This window comes from Colwellia ponticola (genome assembly GCF_005885605.1).
GTDB lineage: Bacteria > Pseudomonadota > Gammaproteobacteria > Enterobacterales > Alteromonadaceae > Colwellia > Colwellia ponticola.
In genome coordinates, this window is the sequence record NZ_SZVP01000006.1 from 133,960 (window position 1) to 156,826 (window position 22,867).

The 22,867-nt window shown below is 39.8% G+C and carries 20 protein-coding genes and 5 tRNA genes; 16 read left to right on the forward strand and 9 right to left on the reverse strand.

Annotation, left to right across the window (positions count from 1 at the left end; genetic code table 11):
* Window positions 1-73: 73 nt before the first annotated feature.
* The 7 genes from FCS21_RS08760 to FCS21_RS08790 form a co-directional block, all read right to left on the reverse strand.
* Entirely contained in the window at window positions 74-928 is an 855-nt protein-coding gene (locus FCS21_RS08760; protein WP_138622478.1) for a PA4780 family RIO1-like protein kinase, read from the reverse strand.
* Window positions 929-1,099: 171 nt separating this feature from the next.
* Window positions 1,100-1,585, reverse strand: coding sequence for a potassium channel family protein (locus tag FCS21_RS08765; protein ID WP_246047141.1), 486 nt, complete (start codon window positions 1,583-1,585; stop codon window positions 1,100-1,102).
* Window positions 1,586-1,708: 123 nt separating this feature from the next.
* The gene (locus tag FCS21_RS08770; protein WP_138622480.1) at window positions 1,709-2,671 is read right to left on the reverse strand and encodes an HlyD family secretion protein; all 963 of its coding nucleotides are present in this window, start codon (window positions 2,669-2,671) and stop codon (window positions 1,709-1,711) included.
* The gene (locus FCS21_RS08775) at window positions 2,671-3,063 is read right to left on the reverse strand and encodes a DUF3302 domain-containing protein (RefSeq protein ID WP_138622482.1); all 393 of its coding nucleotides are present in this window, start codon (window positions 3,061-3,063) and stop codon (window positions 2,671-2,673) included. The genes FCS21_RS08770 and FCS21_RS08775 overlap by 1 nt, the downstream gene beginning before the upstream one ends.
* 87 nt (window positions 3,064-3,150) lie before the next feature.
* A complete protein-coding gene (locus FCS21_RS08780; protein WP_138622484.1) occupies window positions 3,151-5,109 on the reverse strand; it encodes a DNA topoisomerase III in 1,959 nt (652 codons plus the stop codon).
* 201 nt (window positions 5,110-5,310) lie between these two features.
* Window positions 5,311-6,198 (reverse strand): DMT family transporter, encoded by an 888-nt coding sequence (locus FCS21_RS08785; protein WP_138622486.1) that lies wholly within the window; start codon window positions 6,196-6,198, stop codon window positions 5,311-5,313.
* A gap of 162 nt (window positions 6,199-6,360) precedes the next feature.
* On the reverse strand, window positions 6,361-8,256 hold the full coding sequence (locus FCS21_RS08790; protein WP_138622488.1) for a beta-ketoacyl synthase: 1,896 nt from the start codon (window positions 8,254-8,256) through the stop codon (window positions 6,361-6,363).
* Between the two features lie 157 nt (window positions 8,257-8,413).
* On the opposite strand from FCS21_RS08790, the gene FCS21_RS08795 reads away from it, so the two are divergent.
* The 8 genes from FCS21_RS08795 (at window position 8,414) to tuf (ending at window position 13,042) form a co-directional block, all read left to right on the forward strand.
* Window positions 8,414-9,418 (forward strand): GlxA family transcriptional regulator, encoded by a 1,005-nt coding sequence (locus FCS21_RS08795; protein ID WP_138622535.1) that lies wholly within the window; start codon window positions 8,414-8,416, stop codon window positions 9,416-9,418.
* Between the two features lie 115 nt (window positions 9,419-9,533).
* Window positions 9,534-10,178 carry a dUTP diphosphatase gene (locus tag FCS21_RS08800; protein WP_138622490.1) on the forward strand — a complete coding sequence of 215 codons (645 nt, stop codon included), beginning with the start codon at window positions 9,534-9,536 and terminating at the stop codon, window positions 10,176-10,178.
* 223 nt (window positions 10,179-10,401) lie between these two features.
* Window positions 10,402-11,085 (forward strand): DUF2726 domain-containing protein, encoded by a 684-nt coding sequence (locus FCS21_RS08805; RefSeq protein WP_138622492.1) that lies wholly within the window; start codon window positions 10,402-10,404, stop codon window positions 11,083-11,085.
* A 232-nt stretch (window positions 11,086-11,317) separates the two neighbouring features.
* Window positions 11,318-11,393: transfer RNA gene (locus FCS21_RS08810), tRNA-Thr, on the forward strand.
* A gap of 58 nt (window positions 11,394-11,451) precedes the next feature.
* Window positions 11,452-11,536 (forward strand) — tRNA-Tyr (locus FCS21_RS08815).
* A 73-nt stretch (window positions 11,537-11,609) separates the two neighbouring features.
* Window positions 11,610-11,684: transfer RNA gene (locus tag FCS21_RS08820), tRNA-Gly, on the forward strand.
* 16 nt (window positions 11,685-11,700) lie between these two features.
* Window positions 11,701-11,776, forward strand: a tRNA-Thr gene (locus FCS21_RS08825).
* An 81-nt stretch (window positions 11,777-11,857) separates the two neighbouring features.
* Entirely contained in the window at window positions 11,858-13,042 is a 1,185-nt protein-coding gene (gene tuf, locus FCS21_RS08830; protein ID WP_138622494.1) for an elongation factor Tu, read from the forward strand.
* Window positions 13,043-13,096: 54 nt separating this feature from the next.
* Here tuf and FCS21_RS08835 read toward each other — a convergent pair whose 3' ends face one another.
* A complete protein-coding gene (locus FCS21_RS08835) occupies window positions 13,097-13,285 on the reverse strand; it encodes a hypothetical protein (protein WP_138622495.1) in 189 nt (62 codons plus the stop codon).
* Between the two features lie 244 nt (window positions 13,286-13,529).
* On the opposite strand from FCS21_RS08835, the gene FCS21_RS08840 reads away from it, so the two are divergent.
* From FCS21_RS08840 to nusG, 3 genes are all read left to right on the forward strand, one after another.
* Window positions 13,530-13,606, forward strand: a tRNA-Trp gene (locus FCS21_RS08840).
* 90 nt (window positions 13,607-13,696) lie between these two features.
* The gene (gene secE, locus FCS21_RS08845; protein ID WP_138622497.1) at window positions 13,697-14,077 is read left to right on the forward strand and encodes a preprotein translocase subunit SecE; all 381 of its coding nucleotides are present in this window, start codon (window positions 13,697-13,699) and stop codon (window positions 14,075-14,077) included.
* A 17-nt stretch (window positions 14,078-14,094) separates the two neighbouring features.
* The gene (gene nusG / locus FCS21_RS08850) at window positions 14,095-14,682 is read left to right on the forward strand and encodes a transcription termination/antitermination protein NusG (RefSeq protein ID WP_138622537.1); all 588 of its coding nucleotides are present in this window, start codon (window positions 14,095-14,097) and stop codon (window positions 14,680-14,682) included.
* 194 nt (window positions 14,683-14,876) lie between these two features.
* Here nusG and FCS21_RS08855 read toward each other — a convergent pair whose 3' ends face one another.
* Entirely contained in the window at window positions 14,877-15,710 is an 834-nt protein-coding gene (locus FCS21_RS08855; RefSeq protein ID WP_138622499.1) for an ion transporter, read from the reverse strand.
* A 350-nt stretch (window positions 15,711-16,060) separates the two neighbouring features.
* Between FCS21_RS08855 and rplK the strand changes: the two genes are divergently transcribed.
* The 5 genes from rplK (at window position 16,061) to rpoB (ending at window position 22,851) form a co-directional block, all read left to right on the forward strand.
* Window positions 16,061-16,489 (forward strand): 50S ribosomal protein L11, encoded by a 429-nt coding sequence (gene rplK / locus FCS21_RS08860; RefSeq protein ID WP_138622501.1) that lies wholly within the window; start codon window positions 16,061-16,063, stop codon window positions 16,487-16,489.
* A 2-nt stretch (window positions 16,490-16,491) separates the two neighbouring features.
* Window positions 16,492-17,190, forward strand: a complete 699-nt coding sequence (rplA, locus tag FCS21_RS08865) for a 50S ribosomal protein L1 (RefSeq protein WP_138622503.1) — start codon at window positions 16,492-16,494, stop codon at window positions 17,188-17,190.
* Window positions 17,191-17,579: 389 nt separating this feature from the next.
* A complete protein-coding gene (rplJ, locus tag FCS21_RS08870; RefSeq protein ID WP_138622505.1) occupies window positions 17,580-18,074 on the forward strand; it encodes a 50S ribosomal protein L10 in 495 nt (164 codons plus the stop codon).
* A gap of 121 nt (window positions 18,075-18,195) precedes the next feature.
* Window positions 18,196-18,558 (forward strand): 50S ribosomal protein L7/L12, encoded by a 363-nt coding sequence (gene rplL / locus FCS21_RS08875; protein ID WP_138622507.1) that lies wholly within the window; start codon window positions 18,196-18,198, stop codon window positions 18,556-18,558.
* A 264-nt stretch (window positions 18,559-18,822) separates the two neighbouring features.
* Complete coding sequence (gene rpoB / locus FCS21_RS08880) at window positions 18,823-22,851, forward strand: DNA-directed RNA polymerase subunit beta (protein ID WP_138622509.1); 4,029 nt, start codon at window positions 18,823-18,825, stop codon at window positions 22,849-22,851.
* The last annotated feature ends 16 nt before the right edge of the window (window positions 22,852-22,867 follow it).

A 22,867-nucleotide genomic window follows, 5' to 3' on the forward strand; every position in this document is an offset into this window, starting at 1 on the left:
TTAAATCACTACTTTACTCATTACGTGAAAAATATGTTGAAATGACTTCACAGTGCTGAAAACAAAGCACTCTCTATTGCTCAGCGGCTTCTTTAAGGTAAGCCAATCGGTCTTGCTCTTGCTCGAAAGCGGCTTGAATTTCGGCAAGTACCGTTTCAACATCAGCCGAGTGAGTGTCTTCTTTAAATTGTCCAGTTAACTTAGTGATATCGGTTAATTCACCAGCTTCATATAAGGCCCACATTTCTTCGCCAAACTTAGTTAACGCTAAATTAGGGGCAAACTGAGCATAGTAAGTGGTGATATTATTAACATCGCGCAATAACATCGCTTTGGCATTGTTATTTGCTGACGCATCAACGGCTTGTGGTAAGTCGATAACAACCGGGCCGTAAGCATCTACTAAGACATTAAATTCAGACAGATCGCCATGAACTATGCCAGCACAAAGCATGCGCATAATATAAATCATCATTAAGGCATGGTCTTCTATCGCTTGCTCTTTCGGCATGACTATGTCGTTAAGCCGTGGCGCAACATCACCTTGTTCATCAGTGATCAGTTCCATCAACAACACACCGTCAAAACAGCCGTAAGGTTGCGGTACACGTACATTGTGCTCGGCCAGCGTATATAAGGCTTCCACTTCAGCATTTTGCCACGCTTCTTCTTGTTGGCTTTTACCGTATTTAGAGCCTTTTTCTATCGCTCGAGCACGTCGGCTACTGCGACCTTTTCGGCCTTCAGTATACTGTACTGCTTTTTTAAAACTGCGTTTACTCGCTTCTTTATATACTTTCGCACAACGAATGTCATCGCCGCAACGCACACGATAAACAGTCGCCTCTTTACCGCTCATTAATTGGTTGAGTACTTCATCAATTAGGCCTTCTTCTACTAAAGGCAATAGTCGTTTTGGAATTTTCATTGGGCTGTTATACATTAGATAGGGTAAGGATGATAGTAAAACAAGCGAGTTATCTTAATGCAGATAATGACCGATTGTGTTAGTTATCGCTGAGGCGATCATACCTTGTTTAAAGGTTAGTTAACACCGTACTGTTTTATTAATAAAAGTATAATAAAAACAGTGTACGGGTTACTTCTGTGCTTTGTCCAACGCCGCTAACTTAGTTTCTAATACCGTTAGTTTTTGATAAATTTTATTATTAAGCTGTAAAATTTGTTCATTTTGTTTTCTTAACTCTCTATTTTTAATATTCGTATCAGCAAAACCAAAAATTTTATTCGCAAAAATAGCGCCAACAGTCCCGAGTATGCCAACACCTAAGATAAACATAATAAATACTGCGATACGCCCGACTAAGGTAATGGGGTAGACATCACCAAAGCCAATTGTGGTTGAAGACATTAACATCAACCAAAAAGCATCAGCATAATCTTTTACTGGCGAGCCCATTGCGGCAGACTCTGCCGTAAAGGTGACATAACCTAAGACGGCATTAATCAGGATAAATAGACTAAAAGAGACTAAGGCTAATATGCCATAGTTATAATTTTTTACGCCAAATTCATCAACGTTAAATAAATTACTTTTCTCCATCGCGTTTTGTAAAATAATCATAAGTAGTTCGAACCGTGTTAGTTATTTTTTGTCATTATTGTCGCTGTTGTATTAGCTACTATATTTAGTACTGTTGAGTTACTCGTGCGATTTAAGTAACTCAACCAATCCGAGCAAACAAGGCTAATGGAATGGAAACAAGTAGCTCATCCAAGACGACATACGTAGTAATATTTTTCGCATTATAGCAACATGATGAAAGTGATCTGAATAAATAGCGCTTTGCCCATAGGCACCACCAGGAACCGAGTCAGCATATTGCGCAAAGCGCGCATCAGTTATTTTCATTTGTACAGGAATACGACCAGGGGTTAAGCCAGATTGGGCTAAGTTAATCATAGTGCCGTGTGCTTGTATTTCTCCTTCAGCCAATACCGGTAGTACAGCGGTAACTTCTGCAGTAAATACCATACCCGGTAAAGCATCAAACGCGATTTCAGCTTCATAGCCTGGTTTTAGGCGCTTTGAACTATTTTGTCTGTACCAGCCAATGTAGGTAAATGATTCTTGCTGAACAAAAATCATGGCAGGACGAATTGGCATAGGGACCACATAGAGTCCAGGATAAACCATCAGCTGTGTAATGTAGCCTTTACCGTCAGCACGTACTTTGGTACGTAATAAGTCATACTCAGCATCATGTAATTTAGCGGTTATGTTATCTAATGTTGCTTTACTCATATCTACATCACGCTGCCTACCCACATTTTTCCTCATTAATTCTAAAGCACGTTGATAATCTAAATCGGCTGCTACTTGTTGAGCGTTTAACGCATCCACTTTATTTTGGTAGGGGATAGGATCAATAGAGAACAGCAGGTGACCAGCATCAATAGGCGTGTTGGGCTGTACGTTAATACTGATGACTTCACCTCTAACAGCAGGAATAACAGGGGTAGAAACAAAATACTGGCGTGTTGCCTCTGAGTAAGGGTGGTTATAATTCATGGTGAGAATTAAGGTACCGATGAGGAAAATACCTCCTAAAACGGCAGATGGTACAGTCCATTTATTTAAGGGAATTTTAAATACTTTAAATACTATTAGACATAGTGCGGCGTAAGTAAATATTAAGAGTATGTCCATTATTTCACCGGCCTTGATGTTGTTTGTTCGTTACTTTGTTCGGCTAATGCTTTTTCTACGCGATTAAGTCGCTCACACAAGACATCATACTCTTGTGGTGTGATTATACGTTGGGCATTATTTTCTTGATTAGGTATTAAGGGCTGTATATTTGCGTCTTTGTTAAAGCCCCAACCTCTATCTTCACGGTATAAGGTGGCCCAAATCCATAAAAATGGCCATAAAACATGCAAGGTAAATAAACTAACCCAACCGGCAATATGCAAAGCGTCTTGTTGTGGATGATTACGTTTTTTAGCTATTTCATAGGGAATATCATGTATAAGAATAATGCCATAAAAAATAGTAATAGCAGCGAATAGTAGTATGCCAAGGGCAATATACTCAAGCATAAGTAAGTCCATTTGCAATTATAATAAGGCTTATGAGAGTAAACAAATCATATTCAAATGTCTATATTGGCGAGAAAGTTAAAGAGACTAGCCTGTTTTTCTAGCGACTTTTTTGGTAAAGGTTTTCTTTCTGCGTTTAGGCTTAAAAGCAACTTGCGGTAATCCTGAGAAAGATTGTTGGCTAGCACCTTGTACCATCTCTGTCACTATAGCGGTTAAAGGTTGCATAAAACTTAAGTAATTAGCCTTTTTTTCACTAATGGCGGTCAGCGTTGCTTCCCATTGTGCGGTCATATCTGGCAAGGTAGCCATTTCAGGTAACGCATTAATTAAGGCTACACCAACCTCTGTTGCGGTGATTGCTTTACCTTGACGCTGTAAAAAATCGCGTTTAAAAAGTAAGTCGATAATGCCGGCGCGCGTTGCGTCTGTACCTAAGCCATCGGTTTCTTTTAACACCTTTTTAATAGCAGGGTCACTCACATAGCGAGAAATTCCCGTCATAGCCGCGAGTAGGCTAGCATCGGTGAAAGACTGTGGTGGCGAGGTTTGCTTTGCTATTAATTCACCTTGTTGACAATGCAATGTTTGGCCTTTAGTTAACGGCGGTAATGTTTTTTCTTGCTCGCTTTCGTGTTGCTTTTGATTTGAATTATTTACTGTTTTTGCTTTTTTACTTTTAGGAAAAAGTACTTGCCAGCCGAGTTGCTTTTCCATTTTTGCTTGGCTAAGAAACTGCCCTCCGGCAATTAATAAGTGAACTTTTGTTTGTTGATATATGTAAGCGGGATAAAATTGTAGTAAATATTGTCGAACAATTAGTAAGTAAATGTTTTTTTCAAAGGTATTTAAACTGCTATTCTCAGGTGACTTTTCGGTGGGAATAATGGCATGATGCGCGGTTATTTGCTTATCATTCCACGCTTTGCTTACTAACGAGGTATCTGCCCCTTGCGCGGGTTTATTGCAAGGCAGTGAAGAGTTAGCCAAGGTGTTAATAATACCTTTGGCTTGTTTTAATTGTTCTTTGGGTAAGTAACGACAATCTGAGCGCGGGTAGGTGATCAGCTTATGCTTTTCATACAAGGCTTGGCAGACATCTAATACCAGCTTAGCGTTCATTGAAAATTGTTTAGCAGCACTAATTTGTAATTGTGACAAATTAAAAGGCAGTGGTGCCGCTTGTTGTTTTTCAGTGCTGTCGATATGACTAACTAGGGCAGGTTGGTTAGCAATACGCTGCACCACATTTTCTGCTAATGCTTTAACTAATACCCGACCTTCTTCATCACAGTAAGGTAGACAGTTTTCACTGGGCTGCCATTTTGCGGTAAAGGCGACCTTTTCCGCTGAAGTCAGGGCGATATGTGCTTGTACCTGATAATACGGCTTGCTGACAAAAGCGGCTATTTCTTGCTCGCGCCTAACCACTAAACCCAGTAAAGGAGTTTGTACGCGACCTACCGATAATACGGAGTGATAACCGGTTTTTTGCCCTTGCAAGGTATACGCGCGGGTAAGATTAATGCCATACAGCCAATCAGCACGTGAACGTGCTAAGGCAGAAATAGATAAGGGCATAAAATCACTGTTCGCTTTAAGTGAGCTCAGTGCTCGTTTAACTGCAGGTAAGTTTAAGTCGCTAATTAATAAGCGTTTAATATTATTTTTTTTTGTTTTTGATAATTTGAAGTAATCAATAACTTCATCGACGAGTAATTGACCTTCCCTGTCAGGATCGCCTGCGTGAATAATTTCGTCAGCTTGCTTGACCAATTTTCGAAGTACGGTTAATTGCGCACGGGTACGCGTAATCGGTTTTAATTGCCACTGCTCGGGTACTATTGGTAAATTTTCCATGCGCCATTTTTTTAACTCGGCGTCATAATCCTCAGGATCTGCTTGCGCTAATATATGACCGATACACCAACTAACCACATCACCATTAGCGAGTTCAATATGGGTTTTTTGGTTTTTCTGCGGTTGCGGCAAGGCTGCAGCAATAGCACGACCTAAACTTGGTTTTTCGGCAATATAGAGTTTCAAGTTAGCTCCAAGTCAAGCGTCATTTATCTTAGTCGATATAAACGGATATCAATAGTAACAGTAAAAATTTAAGTATAAGCCAGTAACTGGTTGTATGTACAGTGCTTTGTGTGCACTACTTTTGTCTAACGCGATGTCTGATATATTAACTATGGATGTAGGAGCTATGTGTAGAGCTGTGTATAGAGTCGACGATAACCATTAGTGTTTACTGGCAACGTTTGTTTTCTTTAGCGAGCTATTTTTGAACATTAGCACTAATACTGTGCCCGTTAATATAGCCACAGCAGCGATAATTATCCGTAGGGTAATTGCCTCATTAAGTAATAGCGCACCGGCTAAGGTAACGATTAAAGGCACGCTCAGTTGTACTATCGCAGCTTGTGTTGCCTTGAGCTCTGGTAGCACACTGTACCAAATAATGTAACCTATGCCAGAGGTGACAATACCTGAAAGTAATGCGTAAATAATCCCTGAGTTGGCGAGGTTAATAGCACTAGTGGTTGAAAAGTTAACCGCTAGCCATAATATTATCGCCATCGGGGCTGCTTTGATGAAGTTGCCAGCAGTGGTAATTGCCGGGTTACTTGCTCCTCTACCTTGTAGTGTGTAAATACCCCAAGCGACGCCTGAAATACACATGAGTAATGCGCCTATAAATGAAGGCGCGGCTAGGCCAGGTAGCATTAATATTACCAAGCCACACAGGGCAAGCACAAACCCTATGAATTGTGTCGTATTAAGTCGCTCTCCTGCCCGATAACCGGCTATAGTCATAGTGATTTGTACGGCGCCAAAAAGTAATAATGCTCCTGTACCCGCAGCAATTAAACCGTAACCATAAGTAAAACTAACAGCATAAATAAAGAGTGCAAAGGCAGCTAGCCATGATCCTGCTTTATAAGATTGATGATGCTTTTTGATGCTTAAGAATAGCCACAAGAATAATGCTCCAGAAACAACCCTGAGCATAATGAAGCTTGCTGCATCGATGCTAGTTTCTTCTAAAGCAAACCTTGTGATCAACGAATTAGCTGCAAAAGCTAATAGAGAGAGTAAGGTAATGAATATTATGCGTAGTCGGATCATTTAATAAGCTTATATTTGTTTTAATACATCGTTGTTAAATGTAAATGACTTAGTGTTTATCGCTACGCTACTTTAGTAGGAACATTGGCTTTAACACATAAAAGAGAAACCAGTCGAAAGCCTACCATGATAGTATGCTTTCGACTATGTTATGAGAACAGCTTACACCATATCGGCAAAAGGATTTTCACTCGGTAGTTTGATTTTATTTTTAAATTCAGCAAAGGTTAAACTATCATTGGTTAGCGCAATATTATCTTCATTAAGTAAACCTTCACCAAACTTATAAATTAAATCAAATTGCCCACTATTAGCGTTATCACGATAAACTTGTTGTGCTTGCTCTACTGCCGTTAGCTTGTCTTGGTACGTTGCCATCGCTTCTGCGCCATAACGTTTAGCCATCATAGCTAAGCTTACTTTAGGCGAAAATACTGTGGCGGTGGCATTATTGCCACCAAAACCTTTTGAGTTGATAAAGGCAATGTCCATATCTGGACAATGCCAATGCTCTGTAGCAATGTGCAAGTGTTCGTTGTGAACATCTGCCGCGACTTCATCAATGGTGGTAATACCTGGCATGATGTTCTCGCTGAAAATGCCTAACGCCATGGCCATTTGATCGCCACTAGCTGTGCCTAGGGTATGACCTACATAGGCTTTAGGCGCAGCTACTGGCCAATTGTTAATGTTAAAACATTCCGCTACTTTATGATAAATTAACGATTCTGTGACTCGGTTTTGCGGTGTGCTTGAGCCATGAGCCAAAATAAAGCTACGTTTTTGTAAGGCTTCTTTACCTAGCACTTGTTCCGCTAAAGCCACAGATTTTGCCATGGTAATATAATTACCTGGACCTGGTGCAGTGATAGACTTTTTATAACCGTCAGCATTAATAAAAACATCGGCAACTGAGCCAAGTACCTGTGCGCCCATTTCTAAAGCAAGCGCATCATCCATTAAGACAATAAAGTGTGCGGCTTCGCCAATAGTGAAACCACAGTTTTGACCAAATGGACGACTTGTGCGGCGATGATCAACGGTATCAGTACCATCAAGTCGCTTTAAGCCTTCTTCATTGGCTAGCGCACTCATGTTACCAAAGCCTTCAATCACTTCGGGTGTAATAGCCGCTTCGCTACTACCGACAATAGCGACACGTGTTCGACCTGAAGCCATGTCATGTGTTGCCGCTTGTAGATTATATAAAAATGTTGCACAAGCGCCAGAGCTAGTAAAGGTTGTGCCAACATTGCCAGTAACATAGGCATTAATAAAGTCAGTCGACATGCTATTTAAGCCAAGCGCTAATTGTTTTGTGCTAACACGTGAGCCACTTAAACGGCTTTTAAGTAAGCCTCCTAAGCCTTCATCATTAACTTGTCCCATAATAGACGCTGAATAAGTACCCACTTCATCTGGGCTAATCTTATCTAAAATGGCATCCCAAGCTAAGCCAGTAGAACGAATGGCATCGGTAGCTGCAAAAATAGTCGCTTGTAAGCCGCGCGGTTGGTATCGGCTATTATAAAGCGTACCGGGTTCAAAACCTGTTGGAAATTGTCCTGCGGCTTTAATGGGGTTATCACGATAAGAGTCATGGGTAATGGTGAGTTGTTCAGGAATAGCAACCGATACTCTACCTTCACCTAAATTAGTCAGTAACCATGAGCTTGGCACTGGCTTAGGTAATTCTTTGATGCGTAATTCAAAAGTAATGTACTTATCAGTTGGATTTACATGCATTTTTTGATGCCAGTGAGTCGCATCAGGATCAAAATGATTTTTTTCAATTTTACGGATTAAGGTATCGTTGAGTATTTGTTGGCCAAACTTAGCTTCTATTTCAGTAGCTAAAACAATATTACCTTCCACATCAACTAACGTATCACCTTGCTTGCTAACAAGTTTCATTAAACTGGCAAGACCAACAAACGTTTCTTCACGTGCTTGCGCATTTAATTTGTCGATAACGATACGGCGAAAGCCTTGGTGAAATGAAGTTCGACCGGCGGCATTGATACCACCCATGCCAATAATTAAAGGTAAACGTGTCATGTAATAATCCATTTGAAAAAATTTTAATAAATGCAAAAAAGTAACAAGCATCAGATATTGTCTATATTAATTTTTTATGAATAACAATAATAAGCAAAAATGGCCGTATAGTGTGTAATAATGGCCAAACTTGAAAAAAGATAATAAAGGTCGTTTGATGACTCATCAGCTCAGCGTTAGTTTACTCATTTACCCTCATGTACTGGCAACAGGTGTTACCTTACCGGTAGAGATGCTGATGGCTGGCGAAGCATTTGCTAAACGTTATGATAAGTCAGTACTAAAACTCAATACCCAGTTTTTAAGTGAATCAGCGGCGCAAATCAAATCGCGTGCTGGCATTACTATGATTGCTGATGCAACGCTTGAGCATGAACTACTAACACACTCACCACCTCCAGATATTATTATTGTGCCGAGTTTATGGCGTAACCCTAGACCGGTATTGAGAAGTCATCAAAAATTGATTCACTGGTTAAAAAAATGTTGGCAGCAGGGGAGTACGTTAATAGGTGTGGGTACCGGCGTATGCTTTTTAGCTGAGTCAGGCTTGTTAGATAATCATTCAGCAACAACACATTGGCATTACAGTGCTCAATTTAAACGTGATTACCCCAAGGTTGATTTAAAACCAGACTTTTTTATTACCCAGTCAGAGCGCATTTACTGTGCGGCCAGTTTAAATGCTTTAGCTGATATTATTGTGCATCTTATTGCTCAGCATTATGGTAAAGCCGCTGCACAAAATGTAGAACGTAACTTCTCCCATGAAATACGAAAACCTTATGAAGAACAAAGATATTTAGAGGGGTCGGGTGATCGACATGCGGATGAACGCATTGCTGAAATACAATTTTGGTTACGAACAAATTTAAATACTGAGCTGACGTTAACTGATATTGCTAAGCAATTTGGCATGAGCCAGCGCTCATTCACCCGTCGTTTTAAAGCCGCCGCAGGTGTAAGAGCCACACAATATTGGCAGCAATTACGCATTGAAACGGCGAAAGACTTACTCGCCTCAAGTAATCTCACCATTCAAGAGATAGCCGATCAAGTGGGTTACCAAGACCAAGGTCATTTAACCCGCTTATTCAAGCAAGACTTAAATTTAACGCCAAAAGCTTATAGGGCGATGGTAAGAAAGAAACTGTTCAGTTAAATACCGTTAATATAAAGCTAATATATCGCTAAGTTTTACAATCAGGGTATATTACTTGTCAGCAGCTTTGAGCTGCGGCAAAATAGCAGTATTGATATTACTATTTGAGAAACACATGAGCGAAAAATTATCTAGCGCACTTTCTAAAGCTGAGAAACAAATTAATCAAATGTTGGCCATGCAAGATGCAATGAACAGTCGTGTTAGTGATACATGGCGTAATAATGGTTATGAGTGGTACCGAGCCATTTGGGTAGAATGTGCAGAGATGTTAGATCACCATGGTTGGAAATGGTGGAAGCATCAAGCAATTGATATTGCGCAAGTACAGTTAGAGTTAGTTGATATTTTCCATTTTGGTTTAAGTTTGCGTCTGATGTCGGGTGAGCGGGCTGAATTAATTGCCGGTGAATTGGCTAAAGAATTACATCAAGGCACAGCAGAAAACGACTTTAAAATAGCGTTAGAAAACTTAGCGTCAGCGGCGGTTACCCATAAAGCATTTGATGCTAAAGCACTGGCTGACTGTATGTCGTTAATGAATATGGATCTTGATGAGTTATTTAGACAATATGTTGGTAAGAATACCTTAAACTTCTTCCGTCAAGATCATGGCTATAAAGAAGGTACTTATCTTAAAGAATGGCATGGTGAAGAAGATAATGAAGTATTAGCTAAGTTAGTCACCACCTTAGATACCGGGGCAGAAGATTTTCAGCAACAACTATACCAAGCGTTAGAGGAAAAGTACCCTAGCTAGTGACCTGCAAGTAGCACTTGCTAACAGATAGCATATTATAGGTGCAGTCGTAAATACTGCACCTTGTACATAAAGTCTATATCAATATCTTTTCAAAAGTATCTCTTCATAATAAATAACCCAAATAAAAAAACACTGGTACGATTTTTGCTTTAAAAAGATAAAGCAGTACGTCTATTCTCTACAACAGAGAATACGTCAAAAATTTGAACCGGAGTAATGTATGGAACTGATATTATTTGCCTTAATCACCTTAGTAGTGATTGTTGCTGTGTTAGCGAGTCGTTTAAACGATAATAGCTTTCCTTTTCCTTTTGATAGTAAAAAAGCAATTTTTACCCCTGCGGAAAAAAACTTTCAAAATTTAGTTGAACAAGCATTAGGTACACAATACCGGGTATTAAATCGCGTAAGGTTAAGTGATGTTGTTACTATACGTAATGGTGTTTCAAGCCGTGCTAGCCAAACCGCAGCAAAAAGTGCGGAAACAAAATATTTAGATTTTGTTATTTGTGAACGCAGCACTATGAAATTACTTGGCGCTATTGATTTAGTTGATACACAAGGTCGTGGTTATAAAATTAAAAAAGACTGGTTTGTTAGTGGTAGCTTAGAAGCCGCATCAATCCCCCATCTTCGTATTAAAGTCAAAGCTAATTATACCTTAGAAGAGATCCGGTCTTGTATACATACACGCTTATTGGGTAAATCAGCCGCTAACTTTGCACCTGAACCTAAAATAAAAGGTCGGATTATTCCAGCACCTATGGTTCGAGCAAGAAATAAACCCACTAGTACATTAACGCCAGCTGCAGCTAGGTCACAACTTGAACAGCACAATCCAATGATGCCGCAAATATCGACAGGACAATTAGGCAATATGTCTACTTCCTCATTATCTCATTAATTAATCGTCCTTTAAGCAACAATATAAAAATCCGACACGCGTGATAAGTGTCGGATTTTTTATTTTTAGTGCTAATAACTGGCGGTGATAAAGAGTCGAGTAGTAAAATTAAGCGCAGTTTGGCTGAAAAAGCAACAAAAGCACAATAAAGTTCAAAAAAGTACACTTTATTTGAATTTAGCTATTGCAAGGGGCAAAACATTACACTAGAATTCGCACCACTTAATGTAGTGCCGACTTAGCTCAGTTGGTAGAGCAACTGACTTGTAATCAGTAGGTCGCCAGTTCGATTCCGGCAGTCGGCACCATTAATACTTAGTAAGCAAAGCTTAATAAGGTACCTTAATAAAAGGTATAGGCTTATGTGGAGGGGTTCCCGAGTGGCCAAAGGGATCAGACTGTAAATCTGACGGCTCAGCCTTCGGTGGTTCGAATCCACCTCCCTCCACCATATTTCGATTTAAACTTATTGTGCTTTTTGCAGTGTAAGGGTAAATCAAAAAACAGAGATAATTGATAGAAAAGCGGGTGTCGTATACTGGCTATTACCTCAGCCTTCCAAGCTGATGAAGCGGGTTCGATTCCCGCCACCCGCTCCAATCTTTGTATATGAATGCTGATATGGCTCAGTTGGTAGAGCGCACCCTTGGTAAGGGTGAGGTCGGCAGTTCGAATCTGCCTATCAGCACCATTCCTAGATTACTCTATTTTATCTCACACTAAATCGCACAATTAAACAGTAAATTATTACTATACCCAGAGGTATTTTAAAATGGCTAAAGAAAAATTTGAACGTAATAAACCACATGTAAACGTTGGTACTATTGGACACGTTGATCACGGTAAAACAACTTTAACAGCCGCTATCTCTGCGGTATTAACTAAAGTTCACGGTGGTGAAGTTAGAGATTTCGCACAAATCGATAATGCTCCTGAAGAGCGTGAGCGTGGTATTACAATCAATACTTCTCACATCGAGTACGATACTGAATCACGTCACTACGCACACGTAGATTGTCCTGGTCACGCCGATTACATCAAAAACATGATCACTGGTGCTGCACAAATGGATGGCGCTATCTTAGTAGTTGCTGCGACAGATGGTCCTATGCCACAAACACGTGAGCACATCTTATTATCTCGTCAAGTTGGTGTTCCTTACATCATCGTGTTCATGAACAAATGTGATGTTGTTGATGACGAAGAGTTATTAGAATTAGTAGAAATGGAAATCCGTGAACTGCTTTCTGAATATGATTTCCCAGGTGATGACTTACCAGTAATCCAAGGTTCAGCTTTGGGTGCTCTTCAAGGCGAAGAGAAATGGGAAGCGAAAATAATCGAACTTGCTGACCAATTAGATACATACATTCCAGAGCCAGAGCGTGCTATTGATGGTGCATTCATCATGCCTATCGAAGATGTTTTCTCAATCGCTGGTCGTGGTACAGTAGTAACTGGCCGTGTTGAGCGTGGTATCATCAAAGTTGGTGAAGAAGTAGAAGTTGTTGGTATCCGTGATACACAAAAATCAACTTGTACTGGTGTTGAAATGTTCCGTAAGCTTCTTGACGAAGGTCGTGCTGGCGAGAACTGTGGTATTCTTTTACGTGGTCTTAAGCGTGAAGATGTTGAGCGTGGCCAAGTATTATGTAAGCCTGGTTCTATCTCTCCACACACTAAATTTGAATCAGAAGTGTATGTTCTTTCTAAAGATGAAGGTGGTCGTCATACGCCATTCTTTAAAGGATACCGTCCACAGTTCTACTTCCGTACAACAGATATCACAGGTGCTGTAGAGCTTCCTGAAGGTGTTGAAATGGTAATGCCTGGCGACAACTTGAAGTTTGTTGTTGAGCTAATCAACCCAGTAGCGATGGACGAAGGTTTACGCTTCGCTATCCGTGAAGGTGGTCGTACTGTTGGTGCTGGTGTTGTTTCTAAAATTATTGATTAATTTTAGTTCACATTAGAACTGTAAAAAAAAGACGCTTCGGCGTCTTTTTTGTTTTTAGGGCGACCAACTCTGCATTGAGCAAGTTCCCAAGGGCGAGTACCTAATAAAAGGTAAAGGCTTACCTGCGGCGTTATTGATTTTGACAATGCCGCTACACGCAGGTAGCTTATTAGAGAATACAGGAGCACACTCTCCTGAATAACCATGCTCTTCAATCAATACCTTGCCGCTAAAGCTTTTCATTCTCACTGAGTGCCACCATCATGTGACGCTTTACTCGTATAACTATTGCCTATTAAATAATCGTGACTTGGTGGTAGGCAAAATCTAGGTCAATCAAACGGCTTATATTAGCCAATATACCAAATACTTCTTGAGTAAAACATGAGGCTGAGTATAATAGCGCCTCACTTCTTGACTATCTCTTATTTCCCAAAAAACTAAGATTAAGCCGATAAGTGTAACAGTTACTTTATAAGTAACCTGTAGGGGTGTAGTTCCAATTGGTAGAACAGCGGTCTCCAAAACCGACGGTTGGGAGTTCGAATCTCTCCACCCCTGCCATTTTAAGTAAACATAGGTAGTGCTACTTATGTTTTAGCTATCTGTAATAATAGGTAGTGTTATTAAAAGTAGATAATACGGAATAGAATTATGAATGCAAGTACAGAAGAGCAACCAAGCAGTTCTTTCGATACAGTAAAGTGGGCCGTTATTTTCCTACTTTTAGCTGGTGCTGTTGCGGGTAATTACGTTTACGGTGAACAATCAGTATTAATTAGAGCTATTGCTGTCGTTGTCATGGTTGGTATTGCGGGTTTAATTGCATTACAAACTGAAAAAGGCCGTAATGCCGCTATATTTGCAAAAGAAGCGCGTACTGAAGTACGTAAAGTTGTTTGGCCAACTCGTCAAGAAGCGGTGCAAACAACAGGTATTGTATTAGTAGTGACGTTATTAATGTCATTACTACTTTGGGGATTAGACTCTGTTCTTTTCTGGTTAGTTGGTTTAGTTACAGGTATGCAGGTTTAGTTATGACTGAAGAAAATATGTCAGAAGAAAATATCACTCCCGAAGGTGAAGAGAATAAAGCAAGCACTAATCCAAAATTGCGTTGGTACGTAGTACAGGCATTTTCAGGTTATGAAGGTCGTGTTCAAAAAACATTACTTGAGCATATTGAAATTCATGGCTTACAAGACAAGTTTGGTGAAGTGTTAGTTCCTACTGAAGAAGTAGTAGAAATGCGCGCAGGTCAAAAACGTAAAAGTTCACGTAAGTTCTTTCCAGGCTACGTTTTAGTACAAATGGAAATGGACGTTGACGCATGGCATTTAGTGAAAAGTGTACCACGTGTACTAGGTTTCATCGGTGGTACTAGTGACCGTCCTGCACCTATTACTCAAAAAGAAGCGGATCGTATTTTACAACGCCTTCAAGAAACAGATAAGCCTAAGCCTAAAACATTGTTTGAGCCAGGCGAGGTTGTTCGTGTTATTGATGGACCATTTGTTGACTTTAACGGTGTTGTTGAAGAACTTGATTACGAGAAAAACCGTATTAAGGTATCAGTACTTATCTTCGGTCGTTCAACGCCAGTTGATTTAGAATTTGGTCAAGTTGAAAAAGGCAGCTAATGAGTTGCTATTAGTCAACGGGTATTAGATTACTTATTATAAAACGCCTGCCTCGAGCAGGCGTTTTTGTTTCTGGGAAGCTATGTCTAGAGATTAATCAACTTGGTATTACACCAATGCCTTACCATTAAACCTTTTAATTCTCACTAAATGGTCAATAACTTAATGTGCTTAGTATTCATGTAAGTGACTGGTTATTTATCTGTACTATGCTGTTTGCTTTGCAGTAATTGATTTAATTTATCTATTTTTTCTTCCAGCATAAGCATGTCTTCTTTCGTTGCTATGGTTTGCTTAGGTTTACCTTCTTCTTCATGCATTACCTGCATCGCATCGACAATAATACCAATGAATAAATTAAGTACGGCGAAGCTGGTAATAATAATAAAAGGCACAAAGAAGATCCAAGACAGTGGAAATAACTCCATGGTTGGGCGAACTATCCCCATTGACCAACTTTCTAAAGTCATCACCTGAAATAAAGTATAAGCAGAGGCACCAATGCTACCAAACCATTCCTGCATATTAGCATCGACATGACTACCAAATATTTTCGTGGTGAGTACTGCAGAAACATAAAAAATAATCGCTAAGACACCAACAACTGACGCCATACCAGGTAATGAGTGACCTAATGCACCAATTACTCGGCGCATTTGTGGTACCACAGAAAGTAAACGTAATACCCGTAATATTCTAAAAGCACGTAGTACTGATAAAGCGCCACTTGTTGGCATCCAAGAAATAGCAACAATGATAAAGTCGAACCAATTCCAACCCGATCGGAAAAAACTTGTTCGATACACTATGAGTTTTAACAGTAACTCCGTTGAGAAGCACAGTAATATTATAGTATCAATAAGGTGTAAAATATCGGCATTAGCTTTGCCAAATTGACTTGTTTCTAGGCCTAGAGTAATGGCATTAAAGAGAATTAAAAAAATAAGCCCATTTTGAAACGGCTTACTTTCAATAAATGCCTGTAAATGACTGCGTTGTGTAACTGAAGGTAATAAGGTAGTGTCCAATGGTGATGTCCAATGTTAATAAACAAAAAGATAAGGTATGGGTTAGTCTTTACTATTCAAGCGCGCTAAGAGGATAGTTGAAAAATAGACAAAGTAAGCAATCGAATAAAGATCTTGTAATAAAAGGTCTGGTTAATATATAATCTGCTGCCGCTTATTTTTAGCGTGCACGAAATATGCTCAATGATGTCTTAATAATAGGCTTAATTATGTTATGTAAATAACTATTATTAAAGAAATTTTTAAAGCAATTTTGTAAACAGGGAAGCGATAACTTGACTATCGGTTGATGTATATCAACTTCGGTTACGTACATTGCGCTAATTACCCAAACAACAAGGTATTTTAAAATGGCTAAGAAAGTCCAAGCTCTAATCAAGCTACAAGTAGCTGCTGGTGCAGCTAACCCGTCACCACCAGTTGGTCCTGCATTAGGTCAACACGGTGTTAACATCATGGAATTCTGTAAAGCGTTTAACGCAAAAACAGATTCTTTAGAAAAAGGCGCTCCGGTTCCAGTAGTAATTACTGTATATAGTGACCGTTCGTTTACTTTCGAAACAAAAACTCCACCTGCCGCATACTTATTGCTTAAAGCAGCTGGCGTAAAAAGTGGCTCTGGCCGTCCTAACACAGACAAAGTGGGTACTGTTACTACAGCTCAACTTGAAGAAATCGTTAAGACAAAAGATGCTGATTTAACTGCTGGTTCACTTGAAGCTGCATTGCGTACCATTGCGGGTTCTGCTCGTTCAATGGGCTTAGTGGTAGAGGATTAATCATGGCTAAATTATCAAAACGCGCTCGTCTTATCCGTGAAAAAGTAGACGCAACAAAAGAATATGATATCAATGAAGCAGTTTCTTTATTAAAAGAATTCGCTACAGCTAACTTCCGTGAAAGCGTAGATGTTGCTGTAAATCTTGGTATTGACGCTCGTAAATCAGATCAAAACGTTCGTGGTGCGACAGTATTACCAAATGGTACTGGCCGTGATGTACGTGTTGCTGTATTTACTCAAGGCGAAAACGCAGAGAAAGCTAAAGCCGCTGGTGCTGACATTGTTGGTATGGACGATTTAGCTGCGCAAGTAAAAGCTGGCGAAATGAACTTCGACGTTGTTATTGCTTCTCCAGATGCAATGCGTGTTGTTGGTCAACTAGGTCAAATCTTAGGCCCACGTGGTTTAATGCCTAACCCTAAAGTTGGTACAGTAACTCCTGACGTAGCTAGCGCTGTTAAAAACGCTAAGTCTGGTCAGATCCGTTACCGCAATGACAAAAACGGCATCATTCATACCACTATCGGTAAGGCTGATTTCGAAGTTGCACAATTGCAAGAAAACTTAGAAGCATTGCTTGACGCGCTTAAAAAAGCAAAACCTGCAAATGCTAAAGGTCAATACTTGAAGAAAGTTTCTCTTTCTACAACTATGGGTGCCGGCGTAGTCGTCAACCAAGCGACTCTTTCTCAAGCATAATATTTACCGGTAAATTATTACCGTAAATTGCTGAGTAAATTTTCGTGTATTGAATCTTTACAAGGGTGAAATTATAACCTATAATTTCGCCCTTAAATTTTGGTAGGAGTTGTGAGTACTTTTGCTTTCCCTTTTTTATTGATTATTTCAGTCTTATAGATTGATATTTAGTCGATAAAGAAGGAATAAAGTTATTGAAAGACACACAACCCCCGTCCAAGACCGTAGGTGTAGCAGTAATGTTACTTAATTTCCTACGTAGATGGTGATTACCCAGATATTTCCTTACATTCTGGTCCTCGCCGTTATGGCCTAGTTAATAATTACTTATTAACTAGGGATTGTAAATACCGGTAATTTTTACCGGTTTGAACCAGGAGTTAAAGCCAATGGCTATCAATCTTGATGACAAAAAAGCAATTGTTGCTGAAGTTCAAGAAGCTGCTAATGGCGCTCACTCAGTTGTAATCGCGGATGCCCGTGGTGTAAAAGTTGAAGCAATTACTGTATTGCGTAAGCAAGCCCGTGAAAGTGGCGTATGGATGAAAGTTGTCCGTAACACACTAGCACGTCGTGCAGTAGAAGGTACACAATTTGAATGCGTCGCTGACGTATTTAAAGGTCCTTCATTAATTGCCTTTTCAAGTGAACACCCAGGTGCTGCTGCACGTTTATTCACAGCTTTCGCTAAAACTAACGAAAACTTTGAATTAAAAGCAGCTGCATTTGAAGGTAACGCAGTAGACGTAAATATGTTAGCAACGCTACCTACTTACGACGAAGCGATTTCACGTTTAATGAGCGTTATGAAAGAAGCATCTGCAGGCAAACTAGCCCGTACGATTGCTGCAATTCGCGATCAGAAAGAACAAGAAGCTGCATAGGTTATTTAAGCTTATTGCTTAGTACCCAGCTTTTTGTATTTGTAGTTATTTCAAACAGTGCTTTATTACTTAATAAGAAAGTAAATAAGGCCTGTTTATTAAAAAATTAGGAAATTATAGTATGTCTATCTCTAAAGACGATATCTTAAACGCAGTTGCTGAAATGTCAGTAATGGACGTTGTTGCTTTAATCGAAGCAATGGAAGAAAAATTTGGTGTTTCTGCTTCTGCTGCTGTTGCTGTTGCTGGTCCTGCTGAATCTGCTGAAGAACAAACTGAATTTGACGTTATTATGACTGGCTTCGGTGAGAAGAAAGTTGCAGTAATCAAAGCAGTTCGTGGCGCTACAGGTTTAGGCCTTAAAGAAGCAAAAGACTTAGTTGAATCTGCTCCTAAAGCGATCAAAGAAGGCGTAGATAAAGCTGAAGCAGAAGAGCTTAAGAAACTTCTTGAAGAAGCTGGTGCTTCTGTTGAGATCAAATAATCTGTTTTTAAACAGATTATTTGCCTGAAAAGGCATGGCTGGTGATTTAAACGTCACCGGCCTTTTTGCGCTTTTGCTGTTAGAGATTAAGTTTATTTTAGTCGACAGCAGTACGTTATTTATAACAAAAAAGCGTTTAGGTGATTTTCTACTTATTAGTCAATCATCTAGTAGTATTTAGACGTAAATACTACAGCATAACCTGTCTAACTGAGCTTTGCTCAGTAGGCAGATTTGGCCATAACCAGCAAGCTGAGGAACCCCATGGCTTACTCATACTTTGAGAAAAAGCGAATTAGAAAGGACTTTGGTAAAAGTGCACAAGTAATGGAATATCCATTCTTGTTGTCCATTCAACTCGATTCTTTCCGCAAGTTTATTGATATTGACGCAACAGGTGAAACCGGTCTAGAGGCTGCTTTTCGTTCTATTTTCCCAATCAAAGCTTATTCAGGTAGCTCAGAATTACAATATGTAAGCTATCGTTTAGGTGAACCATTATTTGACGTAAAAGAATGTCAAATACGTGGTGTGACTTATTCTGCACCGTTACGCGTAAAATTACGCTTAGTGGTATACGATAAAGAAGCCGCAGCAGGTACTGTTAAAGATATCAAAGAGCAAGAAGTGTACATGGGCGAAATCCCGTTGATGACAGATAACGGCACTTTTGTAATCAATGGTACTGAGCGTGTTATCGTTTCACAATTACACCGCTCTCCAGGTGTATTCTTTGATCACGACAAAGGTAAAACTCACTCATCGGGTAAAGTTTTATATAACGCACGTGTAATTCCTTACCGTGGTTCATGGTTAGATTTTGAATTCGATCCTAAAGATAACTTATTTGTACGTATTGATAGACGCCGTAAATTACCTGCGTCAATCATTTTACGCGCATTAGAATATTCTACTGAAGAAATTCTAGCGATGTTCTATGACACAACTAATTACACCATTAAAGGTGATAAGTTGATCATGGATCTTATCCCTGAACGTCTTCGTGGTGAAACAGCTATTTTTGATATTTGTATCAAAAAAGGTGAAGTATTAGTTGAGTCTGGTCGCCGCATTACTGCACGCCATATTCGCTCTTTATCAAAAGCCAATGTTGATAAACTAGAAGTACCTGCCGATTATATCGTTGGTCGTGTTTTATCAAAAGCTTACATCGACAAATCTACGGGTGAAGTGATTGCTGAAGCAAATACTGAAATCACCTTAGAATTATTAGCCGAGCTTAGCCAAGCGGGCCATAAAGTATTATCTACTTTATACATGAACGAATTTGATGTTGGTTCATACATGTCAGACACACTTCGTGTTGATAGCTCAACTAACAAATTAGAAGCGTTAGTTGAAGTATACCGAATGATGCGTCCTGGTGAGCCACCAACGAAAGATGCTGCTGAAACATTATTCAACAACTTATTTTTCGCATCAGAGCGTTATGACTTATCAACAGTAGGTCGTATGAAGTTCAACCGTCGTGTTGGTAACGCAGATGATATCGGTTCTGGTATTTTGTCTAAAGAAGACATTATTGCGGTAATGAAAACCTTAATCGGTATTCGTGACGGTAAAGGCGAAGTTGATGATATCGATCACTTAGGTAACCGTCGTATTCGCTCTGTAGGCGAAATGGCTGAAAATCAATTCCGTGTTGGTCTAGTACGCGTTGAACGTGCGGTACGTGAACGTTTAAGTCTTGGTGACTTAGATGCGATCATGCCACAAGATTTAATTAACGCTAAACCAATATCTGCGGCTGTGAAAGAGTTCTTTGGCTCATCACAATTGTCTCAGTTTATGGATCAAAACAACCCGTTATCAGAAGTAACGCATAAGCGTCGTATTTCAGCATTAGGCCCAGGTGGTTTAACGCGTGAACGTGCTGGTTTTGAAGTACGAGATGTACATCCAACGCATTACGGTCGTGTTTGTCCAATCGAAACGCCAGAGGGTCCAAACATTGGTTTGATCAACTCGCTTTCTTGTTATGCACGCACTAACGACTTTGGTTTCTTAGAAACACCATATCGTAAAGTGGTTGACGGTCTCGTGACTGATCAAATTGATTACTTATCAGCGATTGAAGAGGGTAACTTTGTTATCGCTCAGGCCAATGCTGAACGTGATAGCGATGACAGATTAGTACAAGAATTAGTTAACTGTCGCCATAAAAATGAATTTACTTTAAAAGCGTCTGCTGAAATTCAGTATATGGATGTTTCTCCACAACAAATTATTTCTGTTGCGGCGTCACTTATTCCATTCCTTGAGCACGATGATGCGAACAGAGCCTTGATGGGCTCGAACATGCAACGTCAAGCAGTACCTACTTTACGTGTCGACAAACCACTTGTTGGTACCGGTATGGAAAAAGTAGTTGCGGTTGACTCCGGTGTTACTGCCGTTGCCAAACGTGGCGGCGTAGTAAGCTATGTTGATGCATCACGCATTGTAGTAAAAGTTAACGAAAATGAAATGCATGCTGGTGAAGCCGGTATTGATATTTATAACTTAACTAAATACACGCGTTCAAACCAAAACACTTGTATCAACCAACGTCCAGTGTGTCGTATGGGTGAGCCAGTAGTTCGTGGTGATGTATTAGCCGATGGTCCTTCAACCGATATGGGTGAATTGGCGTTAGGTCAAAACATGCGTATCGCGTTTATGCCGTGGAATGGTTACAACTTTGAAGATTCAATGTTGTTATCTGAGCGTGTTGCAATTGAAGATAGATTTACTACTATTCATATTCAAGAGTTAACGTGTATTGCACGTGATACTAAATTGGGTAGTGAAGAAATTACTGCAGATATTCCAAACGTAGGTGAGTCAGCGTTATCTAAATTAGATGAAGCCGGTGTTGTTTATATTGGTGCTGAAGTAAATGGTGGTGATATCTTAGTAGGTAAAGTAACCCCTAAAGGTGAAACACAACTTACACCAGAAGAAAAACTACTGCGTGCTATTTTCGGTGAAAAAGCGGCTGACGTTAAAGACAGCTCTTTACGTGTACCTAACTCTGTTAAAGGTACGATCATTGATGTTCAAATATTCACTCGTGACGGCGTTGAAAAAGATGCTCGCGCAGTAGAAATTGAACAAATGCAACTTAAAGAAGTTAAGAAAGATCTTGGCGATGAATTAAGCATTTTAGAAGATGGTATTTACGCACGTACTAAGAAGTTATTGTTATCTACTGGTCTGAATGAGTCTGACTTAATGTCTATGTCTCGTGACAAGTGGTTAACGCAAAACTTATCTGATGAAAGTCAACAAGCTGAACTTGAACAAATTGCTGAGCAATTTGACAATATTAAGCAAGACTTTGATAAGAAGTTTGAAGTTAAGCGTCGTAAGATTACCCAAGGTGATGACTTACAACCTGGCGTATTAAAAATTGTTAAGGTTTACTTAGCTGTTAAACGTCATATCCAGCCTGGTGATAAAATGGCTGGTCGTCATGGTAACAAAGGTGTTATTTCAAACGTAGTACCGATTGAAGATATGCCATACGATGAACACGGTGTACCTGTTGATGTGATCTTGAACCCGTTAGGTGTTCCATCACGTATGAACATTGGTCAGATCTTAGAAACTCACTTAGGCATGGCTTGTCGTGGTGTTGGTGAAAAGATTAACCGTATGCTAGAAGCACAAAAAGAAATTCATAAACTACGTAACTTCATTCAAGAAGTTTATAACGTAGGTGAATCTCGTCAAGTAGTTGATGTTGCTAGTTTCTCTGACGATGAAGTGCTGCGTTTAGCAGATAACTTACGTGCAGGTTTACCGATTGCAACACCAGCATTTGATGGTGCAGCGGAAAAAGAAATTAAAGAGTTATTCAAGCTTGCTGATATGCCAGAAAGTGGACAATTCGTATTAACTGATGGCCGTACTGGTCGTAAGTTTGAGCGTCCTGTTACCGTTGGTTATATGTACATGTTAAAACTAAACCATTTAGTTGATGACAAAATGCATGCTCGTTCAACTGGTTCTTACTCACTAGTAACTCAGCAACCACTTGGTGGTAAAGCTCAGTTCGGTGGTCAGCGTTTCGGTGAGATGGAAGTATGGGCACTTGAAGCATACGGTGCTGCTTATACCTTGCAAGAAATGCTTACAGTTAAGTCTGATGATGTAAACGGTCGTACTAAGATGTATAAAAACTTAGTTGATGGTGATCATCGTATGGAGCCAGGAATTCCTGAGTCATTCAACGTATTGTTGAAAGAAATCCGCTCGTTAGGTATTAACATCGAGTTGGACAAAGACTAGGTTTTAGCCACAAGTC

Coding starts and splice junctions, on each gene's coding strand:
- FCS21_RS08760 (WP_138622478.1), bottom strand. CDS start 928: ATGAAAATTCCAAAACGACTATTGCCTTTAGTAGAAGAAGGCCTAATT.
- FCS21_RS08765 (WP_246047141.1), bottom strand. CDS start 1,585: ATGATTATTTTACAAAACGCGATGGAGAAAAGTAATTTATTTAACGTT.
- FCS21_RS08770 (WP_138622480.1), bottom strand. CDS start 2,671: ATGGACATACTCTTAATATTTACTTACGCCGCACTATGTCTAATAGTA.
- FCS21_RS08775 (WP_138622482.1), bottom strand. CDS start 3,063: ATGCTTGAGTATATTGCCCTTGGCATACTACTATTCGCTGCTATTACT.
- FCS21_RS08785 (WP_138622486.1), bottom strand. CDS start 6,198: ATGATCCGACTACGCATAATATTCATTACCTTACTCTCTCTATTAGCT.
- FCS21_RS08790 (WP_138622488.1), bottom strand. CDS start 8,256: ATGACACGTTTACCTTTAATTATTGGCATGGGTGGTATCAATGCCGCC.
- FCS21_RS08795 (WP_138622535.1), top strand. CDS start 8,414: ATGACTCATCAGCTCAGCGTTAGTTTACTCATTTACCCTCATGTACTG.
- FCS21_RS08800 (WP_138622490.1), top strand. CDS start 9,534: ATGAGCGAAAAATTATCTAGCGCACTTTCTAAAGCTGAGAAACAAATT.
- FCS21_RS08805 (WP_138622492.1), top strand. CDS start 10,402: ATGGAACTGATATTATTTGCCTTAATCACCTTAGTAGTGATTGTTGCT.
- tuf (WP_138622494.1), top strand. CDS start 11,858: ATGGCTAAAGAAAAATTTGAACGTAATAAACCACATGTAAACGTTGGT.
- FCS21_RS08835 (WP_138622495.1), bottom strand. CDS start 13,285: ATGAAAAGCTTTAGCGGCAAGGTATTGATTGAAGAGCATGGTTATTCA.
- secE (WP_138622497.1), top strand. CDS start 13,697: ATGAATGCAAGTACAGAAGAGCAACCAAGCAGTTCTTTCGATACAGTA.
- nusG (WP_138622537.1), top strand. CDS start 14,095: ATGTCAGAAGAAAATATCACTCCCGAAGGTGAAGAGAATAAAGCAAGC.
- rplK (WP_138622501.1), top strand. CDS start 16,061: ATGGCTAAGAAAGTCCAAGCTCTAATCAAGCTACAAGTAGCTGCTGGT.
- rplA (WP_138622503.1), top strand. CDS start 16,492: ATGGCTAAATTATCAAAACGCGCTCGTCTTATCCGTGAAAAAGTAGAC.
- rplJ (WP_138622505.1), top strand. CDS start 17,580: ATGGCTATCAATCTTGATGACAAAAAAGCAATTGTTGCTGAAGTTCAA.
- rplL (WP_138622507.1), top strand. CDS start 18,196: ATGTCTATCTCTAAAGACGATATCTTAAACGCAGTTGCTGAAATGTCA.
- rpoB (WP_138622509.1), top strand. CDS start 18,823: ATGGCTTACTCATACTTTGAGAAAAAGCGAATTAGAAAGGACTTTGGT.